We start from the raw sequence: 12,180 nt of genomic DNA, 5'->3' as shown, positions 1-12,180 counted from the left end.
TGGTGTTTTTTTTAGTTAGCAAAATCATTATAAACCGGAGTATCTAATGATACAATTCTCCAGTTGTCTGTGTACACTTTTACTGAAGTTGGTTTTGAAGCAAATTCTACTTCACTTGCAGTTCCTGTAACATTTGAAAGTTTTATATCAGAATTTTCAAAGTAAAAACCGAAATTTTGATACGTTGCAGCTTCACGATATGCTAAAACTGTTTCAAAAGTAAATGCTTCTTTAGACCATGCATAAAATTTATTTAGCGGAATTGTAACTGTTGTCCATCCTGTGGTTTGAAAAGCAACCGATTTTCCGTCAACAATCCAAGGGACATAATTATAGACAGCTCCTGTCCATTCTCCTCCATTAAAATTATTGGCCATGCATATTTTTAAGAAACCTGAATCTTTCCAGGCATCCGGAACATATACATCAAATTGTAATGCTACTTTGTCAAGCGGTGTGCTTGCCGGAATATATGGTGTTAATTGTGTTCTCCAGTTATCGACGCCGTTTCCTGCTGTCCAAACTTCTGAGCAGCGGTTTTTGGCAGCTTCAAAAGAAGCAATTCTTGCCGGGCGGTGCGGTACATATTTTCCTTGTGAAAGATTTCCTGTTCCTAAAGCTAATGATTCTAAATCTCCCGGCTGGATCATGCTCGTTGAAGTTCCCCAATAGCCATGCTGTCCTTTTCCGTCAAAATTTAGTAAAATGCCTTTTTTGAAGTTGAAATAGGCCGGAGAATAAACGCCTCCGTTTGAACTCTGAACAAATAATGAACCTCCATTTTCTGAAACCCCATTTGGTACAACAACGGTAAAAAATTCGCCATCTTCATCAGAAGTTATTCCTGATGTTACTTCGATATTGCCCGGAAAAACAACTTTGCTTACTTCTGTTAAACCCGTTCCATAAACAGTAATAGTTTCTCCTGCATTAGGCATTGTGTTTGAAATGTTTGTAATGGCTGGTTTTCCTGCGCGGATTTCAAATGAAAATGTCGTCTCGTTATTATCGTTTACAAATCTAATTGTATTTCTAACTGACGGATCGGCGTCTAAAATTGGCGTATCGGCAGAAACATTTACCAGCATCGAATTATCTGATACAAAAACGACATTAAAATAAGTCGAATAGCCATTTATATAGACTTTTCTTAAACCTGTAAAACCAGAGCCTTGTATACGTAAAGCCTGTCCTAAACGGGCAAAAGTAACTTCTCTATCCGGTACAGTTGAGTTTACATCTTCCAGAAAAACTTTTGTTATGGTTATTTTTCCGCCCTCTGAATCGTTATTATCACAAGAAGTAAATAGCGTACTAAAGAACATTATTCCCAGCAGTGCAATGGGAGCCCAATACTTTTTATTTAAAATATATTTCATATTAATATTTTTTAGATTGTTGTTTTTCAAAATACTAGAACAAGTCTGTTATTTTTTCTTCTGTAAATTGATACGGAACCGGATTTTCTCTCAACAATGGATTTTGTACCAGTTCTGATTCCGGATAAGGCAGAAGGAAAATTGTTGCATCGATTACGCCAATAGAACGCGGACTGCTGCTTCTTGACGGATCTATAGAAACTGTATTTGTTGCTGTATCGTAAAGAATTGGCTGAATTGTACCACGGTTTTGTGCTGTTACATAATTTACCACTTCTTGCTGCTTGTAATATGCTCTTCTAACTAAATCGTACCAATACTGCCCTTCCATTGCCAGTTCAACTCTTCTTTCGTGAATGATATCTGCATACGTTAAAGTTGTTTTTGGGTCAAGACCTGCACGAACACGAAGTTTGTTTACGCCATCTAAAGCTACAGCATCTGATGTTGAAGCGTTGTTTCCTAAAGCTGCTTCGGCATAATTTAAATACACTTCTCCTAAACGCAGCATATAAGTATTTAAAGCTGAGTTCATACGGGTAATTTTTGAATTATCTTTTGTAGAACCTACAACTCCTTTTTTTACTGTTAAGAATTCTTTTGCGTGATCGACTGTATAACCTCCGTTTGATTTATTGATTTCAGGATAAAAATCATCATCGCCCATCCAGGTCGATTTACGTCGAAGGTCTTTAGATTCGTATTCTTTTAAAACATCGTAAGAAGCTCTTGTCCAGTAACCCCAGGCTGCATCATCTCCTGTAATATCAGAACCTAAAGCAAAATAAGCCTGTTGTGTGTTGTTAACTCCGTAATCTCCGTTTGGAACCCATTGCAGTGCAAACATCGATTCTGTATTGTTATTGTTATCGATCATAAACAAATCTGCATAGTTTGTCATTAAACTATAAGGGCCTGAATTGATTACTTTTTCGGCTGCTTTTTTTGCTAAATCTAAATATTGCTGATTTCTTGATCCGCTGTTTGGGTTGTCGCTTACTCCCGAAAATGATAAGTAAACACGAGACAACATTCCAAAGGCGCTGTATTTTGTTAAGCGTCCGGCTTGTCCTGCAGTTTCAGGCAGATATTTTGCTGCAAATTCTAAATCGCGAATCGCAAATTCGTAAACATCTTTTAATGGATTTTTGTTTACAATTGGATTTTTAACCAATTCTCTCGGATCTGTAGAAATAATTACATCTCCCCATAAAGAAGCTAAATACCAATATGCGGTTCCTCTCATAAAACGTGCTTCGGCAATATATTTGTTTTTAACGCTTTCATCTACTTTACTTCCGGAAATACCGATAATAACATTATTTGACTGCTGTACAACATTGTATAAAGATCCCCAGGCCGAAACCAATGGCCCTGTTAATCCTGTTTCAGATAAATCAGTAAACGGGTAAACATAATCAGAAAATGGAGCGTATAAGTTATTAGAACGTCCGTCTCCTAAACCGTAGTAGAATTTATCATTAAAGTCAAACCAAACCCTGTTGTAAAGCGGGCCTGTTGCCGATTGAAAATCTGCTTCTGACTTATAAAAGTTTTCTTTGGTGATTTGATCTTCCGGTTCAACATCTAAAAGATCACTGCAACTAGTCCAGACAAATGGCAATGCGATCATAAGAACCGTGTAAAATATTTTTTTTGTTTTCATAGTCTGCAAATTTTAGAAATTAACGTTTAATCCAAGCGTAGTAATAATTGGCGAAGGGTAACGGCCATTATCGATACCGCTTAAAAGCGCATCCTGATTAATTGATCCAACTTCGGGATCATAACCTTTGTATTTTGTAAATGTTAAAACGTTTTGGGCGTTTGAATATATTTTTACATTTGAGATTCCGTATTTGGCAAATAATTTTTTAGGAAGATTATACCCAATCGAAATATTTTTAATTCTCACATAAGAACCATCTTCTACAAAGCGGTTGCTAAAACGGTAGTTTGAAGCTGATGATGCAGACGACGCCGCAATTCTGGTCATATAAGGATCTCCGCCCACAATCTGCACATTACGATAATCGTTTGGGCCATTTGGATCAATTAATTCTAATTGTGCATATCCTAAAGCTGATTTCAATAAATTAGTGTTTTCACGAGGATTTTCCAGCCAGCGTCTTTGGTAGTTTACAACATCATTTCCGTAAGAACCTGTCAGTAAAATGTTGATATCAAATCCCTGGAATGAGAATGTGTTTCCGATTCCGAAAGTGAAATCAGGGGCCGGATTTCCGATGTAATCACGGTCTTTTTCATTGATGATTCCGTCTTTATTTACATCTTCAAAAATATAATCTCCAATCCAAACACCGTTTTCCCCAATCGCCATTCCTTCTGGTAAAGCAGTTGGTTTTACCACTCCGTCTTTATCTTTATAATAGAAATCTGTTGCTTTTTCAAATCGGCCAATCACTTTATATCCGTAAAATTGCCCAATTGCTTCTCCAACTGCCGTTCTTGTAACTGTTGTAACATCAGAACCTTGTTGAATTGTTTTGTTTAATACGCCAGATTCTGTATTAAGTGCCAGAACTTTGCTTCTGTTCATAGAGAAAACAACATTTGATTTCCATATAAAATCTTTTCTCTCCATATTGATGGTATTCAAACTGAACTCAAATCCTTTATTTTCAAGAGATCCAATATTTACTGTCGGCGGTCTTGTAGATCCCTGACCAGTTGTTCCTACATAAGCCGGCAATGGAAGTTCAAGAAGTAAGTCGTTTGTTTTTTTGTAATACACATCGGCAACTAATTCTACCCTGTTATTAAAAAGACCAAGGTCTAAACCTAAGTTGCTTGAATAAGTAGTTTCCCATTTAATGTCTGGGTTTGCGGTATTTCCTGCCAATTGTCCTGTTCCCCAGTTTGTTGCTGAAGATCCATAAATTGAAGTATAAGCGTAGTTTGGCGCGCTTTGATTACCAACTGCTCCCCATCCTAAACGTAATTTTAAATTGTTGATAGTTTTATTTTCTTTTAAGAAATTTTCATTTGAAATTTTCCATGCCAAAGCGGCTGACGGAAACCATCCCCAGCGGTTTTCTTCTGCAAATTTTGAAGATCCATCTCTTCTTAAAGTCGCAGTCAGTAAATATTTATCATTGAAAGAATAAAACAATCTTCCGAAGTAAGAGCTGATAGAACTTACACTGCTTGCATTAGAGTTTCTGGCTGTTGTAGCATCTCCGGCATTTAAATCTGTAGCACCGTTTGTGATGTAACCAGAACGATATCCGTAAAGGTTTTCCCAGCTTGATTCCTGCATTTCCTGCCCTAACATGGCATTAATTGTATGTACGCCAAAAGTTTTATTGTAAGTCAATAAATTGTTCCAGCTCCAAAATGCACTGTTTGATTTTGTTCTTGTTCCTTCGCGCACATCGTTTACCAATGCTCCAAAAGTATAAGATGGATTAAAAGTATAGTTGTTTGCAAAGCCATAATCTAATGAATATTGTGTTTTGAATTTAAGGTCTTTTGTAAAACCAATTTCAGCATATGTATTAGCTCTAATGGCGTAATTTTTATTGTGATTGTCTTTTATAGAAGCTAAACCTATTGGGTTGTTTTGAACGAATTCTGTAGTATCAGGCCCATCAAATGTTCCATCAGCATTACGAACCGCAACGTTTGGTGTTTGTTTTAAAGCTGTTATAATTAAAGCATCGTCTGTAACAGTTGTTGTTTGGTTGTATTGACTCAGGGCAAAGTTTACTCCCACTTTTAAAAAGCTTTTTACCTGCGAATCGACAACTCCTCTTAAATTAAAACGATCAAACGAAGAACCAATTGCGATACCTTCCTGGTCTAAATAACCAATTCCTAAAGAGTAAGTGGTACTTTCTGATCCTCCTGAAGCTGATAAATTGTAACTCTGCATTAAAGCGGTGTTGAACAATTCTTTCTGCCAGTCTGTTCCTTCGCCTAATAAATCAGGACGAATAAAGGTATTGTCGCGCTGTACAATTCCTAAATCTGAACGTGTATTTTTTAATGTTCCGTATTCTCTAAGGTTTAATAAATCTAAGTGTTTCGGAATTTCCTGCCATCCTACATAACTGTCAAAGTTTAAAGTAAGATCACCTTTTTTACCGCGTTTTGTGGTTACGATAATAACTCCGTTTGCTGCTCTTGAACCGTAAATTGCAGTTGCAGAAGCATCTTTTAAAACATCCATCGAAACAATATCTGACGGATTAATCATAGAAAGCGGATTAGTGTTTACTGAACTTGTTGTATTGTCGATAATAACACCATCGATTACAAAAATTGGCTCATTTGATCCGGTTAACGAACTGATACCGCGAATACGAATGGAAGAACTTGCTCCCGGTGCACCGTTGTTTGCCTGTACGTTTACACCCGCCGTACGTCCTTGCAAAACCTGCTCAATCGAAGTTGTTACAGATTGTGCAACAGCCTGACTGGTTACAGATGAAATTGAACCTGTTAAGTCTGATCTTTTCATGGTGCCGTAACCTACAACTACAACTTCTTTTAAGCTGTTTACATCTTCTTCTAGTATTACATCTATTTTGCTTTTGTTCGCTACTGCTACATCTTTTGCTTTATAACCAATAAAGCTGAAAGATAAAGTTGCATTTGCGGGAACCGGGCTAATGGTATAAGTTCCGTCAAAATTAGAAACCGAACTGATTTTAGTTCCTTTTACAAAAATATTTACTCCCGGTATTGGTCCGTTACTATCAGTAATAGTTCCTGACACAGTGGTTTGTGCATTTACCGCAGCAGAAAATACTAACATCAGGATTAGGCACCCTAAATTTTTAAAGTATTTTGATTTGCTTTTAGTAATTAAAAGGTTAGTCATAAATAATTAGTTTAATTAGTTAATAGTATGGTTTAGTTAGTTGATTTTTTTGGTTTGATGTAAAAGCTGATTTTTAGAATAAAACAACTTACAATCATTATTGAAACAAATATATATAAAAAACAATAACACACAATCGGTTGCGTTAATATTTTTTAAGAATTATAAAAAAATATTAGATTAAAAAAACACATAGTTTATTTATAAACCTAAAACATTGAATTATATTCATATTTCAAAACTTGTTAGTTTAAAAGATTATGAATTAAAAGATGTTTTATTCAAAATATTAAAAAATATATAAAATATAGAATTTAAGATATTTTTAATATCCCTACATCGTTTTAGTAATACTAAAATTACAGGATAATTGAAATTTTAACTTAATATTCTAAAGAAAAGCAGAATACGAGCGCATCTCTAAAATTATTTACTTAAAAACAGTTCAGAAAGGCAATCGGTTGTTGAAAAGTCATAAAAAAAGCCCTTTTCAGAACGAAAAGGGCTTTAAACAGTTGTATGTTTTTTCTAGTTTAGAGATTCATTTTTTTAGCATCTTCAACAAACTGTTTTAAACCAATGTCAGTAAGCGGATGTTTTAATAATCCCTTAATTGCCGAAAGCGGTCCGGTCATTACATCTGATCCAACTTTGGCACAATTTACGATATGCATTGTATGTCTTACCGAAGCTGATAATATTTGTGTTTGATAATCATAATTATCGTAGATCTCTCTGATTTCAGCAATTAGGTGCATTCCGTCTGTCGAAACATCATCTAATCTTCCTAAAAATGGAGAAACATATGTTGCTCCGGCTTTTGCGGCCAATAAAGCCTGGCCTGCAGAAAACACCAGCGTTACATTAGTTTTTATCCCTTTAGAAGAAAAATATTTACAAGCTTTTACTCCATCACCAATCATAGGTAGTTTCACCACAATCTGCGGATGTAAAGCGGCCAGCTCTTCTCCTTCTCTTATCATTCCTTCAAAATCAGTAGAGATTACCTCAGCAGAAACATCGCCATCGACTATATTACAAATGTCTAAATAATGTTTCAGGATATTTTCTTTTCCGGTAATCCCTTCTTTTGCCATTAAAGACGGATTAGTAGTTACACCATCGAGAACACCAAGTGATTGTGCTTCTCGAATTTCTTCCAGATTAGCGGTATCAATAAAAAATTTCATAAGTTTTTGTGTTTAAGGTTGGTCGTTATTGTGTGGTCTGCAATTGTTTTAATGGAGTATCTGAGGTTTGTCATTTCGACTGAAAGGAGAAATCGCACAAGTAATTCGACATGTAAAATCACCAATCTTTGTAGAGTTTCTTATGCGATTTCTCGTTTCTCGAAATGACAAGATTGTGTGTAGAAACGCACAGCAGTGCGTCTAACTTTTAGTGAGTGAAAATGTGCATCTCGACCGATTCTGCTCTTCAAAAAACCTTCAATAAAAAAATAACTCACTTAATAATTTTATCAAACTGACTTTATTTTTAAACTTCAATTTTCAAAAAATAGTAACTAAACCTTCTAATCTATTTTTCTTCAATTTTCATTCAAAAACAAGTCATAATCTTAATACACATTTCTCATTTTATATCACAAAAAATAATCAAAAAAATCGATGAGGCAGCTGTTGAATAATTGCCACTTTCTAAAGCTGTCACATTAAAATTTAATTTTATTTCTTAGATAGTTTCTCACTAATAAATTTTAAACACATAGATACATAGTTTTCTTTATCGATAAAGGCGTTTCACTTGTTTAAACAAATCCCAATAACTATCGGGACTATATGTTAAAATCCAGATTTTATTTAAACAACCTTATGATAAAATTTAAATCTATGTTTCTATGTGTTTAAATAAAATATTAAATATATTGGTTAATGATATTTTCAAACAATTCCTGTTTACCGCTTTGAAGCGTTAACTCTCCGTTTTGGTTTGCTATATCGTATAAATCTTTAAGGTTTAATTTTCCGTTTTCGAAATCTTTTCCTTTTCCAGAATCAAAAGAGCTGTATCTTTCTGTTCTTAATTTTTCGTAAGGAGAAGAAGTGATAATTTTATCTGCAGTCAATAAAGCTCTTGCAAAAGTATCAGCACCGCCAATATGAGCTAAGAAAACATCTTCAAGATCTGTTGAATTTCTTCTGATTTTAGCATCAAAATTAACTCCTCCGCCTTGCAGTCCTCCGGCTTTTAAGAAAACTAACATTGCCTCAGTAGTTTCCTGAATGTTATTTGGGAACTGATCTGTATCCCAGCCGTTTTGGTAATCACCTCTGTTTGCATCTATACTTCCTAACATTCCTGCTTTTGCAGCCACTTCTAATTCGTGTTGAAAAGTGTGCTGTGCCAATGTTGCGTGGTTTACCTCGATATTGATTTTGAAATCTTTATCTAAGCCATATTCTTTTAAGAATCCAATTGCTGTTGCCGAGTCAAAATCGTATTGGTGTTTTGATGGCTCCATTGGTTTTGGCTCGATAAAGAAAGTTCCTTTAAAACCTTGCGCTCTTGCGTAGTCTCTGGACATTGCTAAAAATTGCGCCATGTGGTCTAATTCTCTTCCCATATCTGTGTTTAGTAAAGACATATAACCTTCTCTACCACCCCAGAATACATAGTTTTCTCCGCCTAAAGCAATTGTTGCGTCAAGCGCTAATTTTACTTGTCCTCCAGCTCTTGCCACTACATTAAAATCAGGATTTGTAGCTGCACCGTTCATAAATCTTGGGTTTGAGAAACAGTTTGAAGTTCCCCAAAGCAATTTAATTCCAGACTCTGCTTTTTTCTGTTTTAAGTAATCTGTAATGAATGCTAAACGTTTTTCTGATTCTGCGAAAGTTGCACCTTCAGCAATCAAATCGTAATCGTGAAAACAGAAATAATCGAATCCCATTTTACTGATAAATTCAAAAGCAGCATCTGCTTTATCTTTTGCAGCCTGATACGGATCTGAAGACTGATCCCATGCAAATTGCTGTGTTCCTGGCCCGAATGGATCACTTCCTTGCCCGCAGAATGTATGCCAATATGCAATTGCAAATTTAAAATGCTCACGCATTGTTTTTCCAGCTACAATCTGGTCTGGATTGTAATATTTAAATGCCAACGGATTATCAGATTCTTTTCCTTCAAATTTAATTTGGCCAATACCTTTGTAGTATTCTTTATCTCCTAAAACTATCATTTGATTTTTTATTTAGTTGTTAATATTAATTCTAATTCTTTTTTCCATTTTTGGTAAGCCGCTTCATATTCCTCTTTATTTTTTAAAGGTAAAAAGGTCATTACGTGATCGTTTGTTGTAATTCCTGAACCAAATTTTTCAAAGTCACCATCTGTCAAGCCTACTGCTCTTGCCGCTCCTACTGCTCCGGTCGTATTGTAAATTTCTATTTCATGTCCAATTAATGTGGCAACTGTATTAGAGAAAATTTCGGAACGGAAAAGGTTATCATTTCCGGCTCTAATTACATTAATCGTTGCATTATCATCTTTCAGGCATTCCATTCCGTAAACAAAAGAAAATGCAATTGCTTCCAAAGATGCTCTGAATAAATGCGCGTTGGTATGAATATTAAAATTCAGATTTAAAATATGTGATCCAATGTTTTTATTATTGAACATTCTTTCAGCGCCATTTCCAAACGGAATGACAACCAATCCTTGCGAACCTACATTTATCTGAGATGCTTTTTCATTCATTTCTTCATAAGACTCATTTCCGATATTGTTTCGCATCCATCTGTATTGGATTCCTGCTCCGTTTATGTTCAGCAATTTTCCAACTCTCGGATTTGATTCAGCATAATTTACATGAACGAAGTTGTTTACACGAGTACTTTTTCCTGAATTTGTTTCTGTAACGGCATAAAAAACGCCTGATGTACCACCTGTTGCTGCAACTTCTCCTGGACGAAGCACATTTAATGACAAAGCATTATTAGGCTGATCTCCTGCTCTGTAAACGATTGGAATTCCTGCAGGAAGCCCCGATTCTTTTGAAGCTTTCTCTGTAACAATTCCCTGGTTCGTAAAATTCTCTACAATTTTTGGTGTCAGCGATTGGTCAATTCCGTAATAATCTAAAAGCCAGTCAGCTACTTTATTTTCTTTATAATCCCAAAGCATTCCTTCAGACAAACCATTTTTGGTAGTCGTTACTTCGCCTGTTAATTTCAAAGCGATGTAATCTCCCGGAAGCATGTATTTATCAATTTTATTGTAAACTTCAGGCTCGTTTTCTTTTACCCATTTTAGTTTCGAAGCCGTAAAATTTCCCGGAGAATTCAGTAAATGTTCCATACATTTTTGCTCTCCAATCTCGGCGAAAGCCTTGCTGCCAATTTCAACCGCACGACTGTCACACCAAATAATTGAGTTTCGCAGCGCATTTCCGGCTTTATCCACAATTACCAATCCGTGCATTTGGTACGAAATACCAATTCCCTGAATTTTAGATGCATCTATATTAGCTTCGCGAATTGCTCTTTTGGTTGCCGTACAAATGTACTGCCACCAAATTTCAGGATCTTGCTCTGCCCAGTCCGGGTGAATCGACAAGATTTCCATTTCGTTCTGCGGTTCATTCAAAACGATTACTTTTTTACCCGTTTCTGCTTCTACCAAGGCTGCCTTGACCGAAGAACTTCCAATATCATATCCGATATAATACATAATTTACAATGATTCTCTTATTATTAATTTTGTCGGCACATAACACTGAGTTTCTTCTTCATGCGTAATAAATGCCGCTGCTTTGGTTCCTAATTCCATAAAATCAGTTGACACAACTGAAATTCCTTTGTATATAAATTTCTTCATTGGCGTTTCGTTATACGACAAAAACCCAACGTCTTTTCCTGGTTCAAAATCTTTCTCTTTACACTGCTCTAAAAAGTGTCCCAAAATCCTGTCGCTTACACTGATATAAGCAATTCCTTTTTCGATATTGAACTTTTTAGAATCTGTAACAATCTCATATTCAAAATTAAAATCAGCACAGAATTTCTTAAAAAAATCAACCGTTTCCTTCGGGTGATTTGTAAAATCAGGATACACAAATTGTATCTTTTTGTACTTTTTAAACAAATCAGCTGCTTCTGTCAAAGACTCATAAAACGCTTTCCCAAAATCCTGAAAGACATAATTATTACTTTTATCTGCCTGAATATTCCAGTCTATCAAAAGCAATTTATCTTTTGAAATTGACGACAAAGCCGAAGCAATTTCTTTGTGATCAAAATTCATAACCACATATTTATAATACTTCCCAATTCCGTTATTGATGATCGTTTTAAAAACATCAATATTATAATGATGAAACTGCACATCAGTAATCACATTATCCGGCAGATTATTCACAAACGAATGATATAAAACTTCTTTATATGCCTTAAAAGTGTCTAAAACCAAAAGCACTTTTCTAGTTTTACCCGAAACGTAATATCCTTTATTTGGTACAGAATCAATTGTATTCTGGTCTTTTAAAATCGTATATGCTTTAAAAACCGTATCTCTCGACAACTGATTCGTTTTACAAATACTATTTACCGAAGGCAGCAAATCTCCTTTCTTCAATATATTTTCAGCAATGGCATTTGTTATTCCATCTACCAATTGCTGGTATTTAGGAATATCACTTTCATGATTTATTTCAAATACAAATTTTTCTTGTTCTTCATTTAGCATACCGTTCTGTTCCGTTCTGTTATGGCTTGCTAAAATAGTTAATTGTCTTTTATAAAAAAATACTTTTTACATTTAAATTGTTATCTTTTTATTTTATTCAAATTATATACTTTGGGCTTGCCCCTTCTGGTCGTCCCCAAACTTCGGGATCGTTTCAGGTCCTCACACTTCTTTCGTCAGGCTCCGGGCTTTCCACTGCTATCTCTCACGCAAATAATACATATCAAAAGCCAGCATAAATTACACAAC

7 protein-coding genes are annotated in these 12,180 nt (G+C 35.2%); all 7 read right to left on the bottom strand.

From position 1 onward, the window contains the following. Positions 1-11: 11 nt before the first annotated feature. The 7 genes from AABD74_RS10350 to AABD74_RS10320 all read right to left on the bottom strand — a co-directional run bounded on the left by AABD74_RS10350 (position 12) and on the right by AABD74_RS10320 (position 11,931). Positions 12-1,379, bottom strand: coding sequence for a glycan-binding surface protein (locus tag AABD74_RS10350; protein ID WP_232681010.1), 1,368 nt, complete (start codon positions 1,377-1,379; stop codon positions 12-14). Positions 1,380-1,413: 34 nt separating this feature from the next. Beyond that, a complete protein-coding gene (locus tag AABD74_RS10345; RefSeq protein WP_406845457.1) occupies positions 1,414-3,045 on the bottom strand; it encodes a RagB/SusD family nutrient uptake outer membrane protein in 1,632 nt (543 codons plus the stop codon). A 12-nt stretch (positions 3,046-3,057) separates the two neighbouring features. After that, positions 3,058-6,225 carry a SusC/RagA family TonB-linked outer membrane protein gene (locus tag AABD74_RS10340; protein ID WP_406845456.1) on the bottom strand — a complete coding sequence of 1,056 codons (3,168 nt, stop codon included), beginning with the start codon at positions 6,223-6,225 and terminating at the stop codon, positions 3,058-3,060. A 533-nt stretch (positions 6,226-6,758) separates the two neighbouring features. Next, the gene (gene fsa, locus AABD74_RS10335) at positions 6,759-7,415 is read right to left on the bottom strand and encodes a fructose-6-phosphate aldolase (RefSeq protein WP_406845455.1); all 657 of its coding nucleotides are present in this window, start codon (positions 7,413-7,415) and stop codon (positions 6,759-6,761) included. Positions 7,416-8,101: 686 nt separating this feature from the next. Then, positions 8,102-9,427 (bottom strand): xylose isomerase, encoded by a 1,326-nt coding sequence (xylA, locus tag AABD74_RS10330; protein ID WP_406845454.1) that lies wholly within the window; start codon positions 9,425-9,427, stop codon positions 8,102-8,104. A gap of 8 nt (positions 9,428-9,435) precedes the next feature. Then, positions 9,436-10,917 (bottom strand): xylulokinase, encoded by a 1,482-nt coding sequence (locus AABD74_RS10325; RefSeq protein WP_406845453.1) that lies wholly within the window; start codon positions 10,915-10,917, stop codon positions 9,436-9,438. 3 nt (positions 10,918-10,920) lie between these two features. Next, entirely contained in the window at positions 10,921-11,931 is a 1,011-nt protein-coding gene (locus AABD74_RS10320; protein ID WP_232680998.1) for a GntR family transcriptional regulator, read from the bottom strand. Between the last annotated feature and the right edge of the window lie 249 nt (positions 11,932-12,180).

The sequence above is a fragment of the Flavobacterium soyae genome (genome assembly GCF_045348165.1).
GTDB lineage: Bacteria > Bacteroidota > Bacteroidia > Flavobacteriales > Flavobacteriaceae > Flavobacterium > Flavobacterium soyae.
The sequence above is the reverse complement of the archived record's forward strand: the minus strand, read 5'-3'. Positions and strand labels throughout refer to the sequence as shown.

What these genes read in the sequence shown, in the direction of transcription:
- AABD74_RS10350 (WP_232681010.1), bottom strand. Translation starts at nt 1,379, where the DNA reads ATGAAATATATTTTAAATAAAAAGTATTGGGCTCCCATTGCACTGCTG.
- AABD74_RS10345 (WP_406845457.1), bottom strand. Translation starts at nt 3,045, where the DNA reads ATGAAAACAAAAAAAATATTTTACACGGTTCTTATGATCGCATTGCCA.
- AABD74_RS10340 (WP_406845456.1), bottom strand. Translation starts at nt 6,225, where the DNA reads ATGACTAACCTTTTAATTACTAAAAGCAAATCAAAATACTTTAAAAAT.
- fsa (WP_406845455.1), bottom strand. Translation starts at nt 7,415, where the DNA reads ATGAAATTTTTTATTGATACCGCTAATCTGGAAGAAATTCGAGAAGCA.
- xylA (WP_406845454.1), bottom strand. Translation starts at nt 9,427, where the DNA reads ATGATAGTTTTAGGAGATAAAGAATACTACAAAGGTATTGGCCAAATT.
- AABD74_RS10325 (WP_406845453.1), bottom strand. Translation starts at nt 10,917, where the DNA reads ATGTATTATATCGGATATGATATTGGAAGTTCTTCGGTCAAGGCAGCC.
- AABD74_RS10320 (WP_232680998.1), bottom strand. Translation starts at nt 11,931, where the DNA reads ATGCTAAATGAAGAACAAGAAAAATTTGTATTTGAAATAAATCATGAA.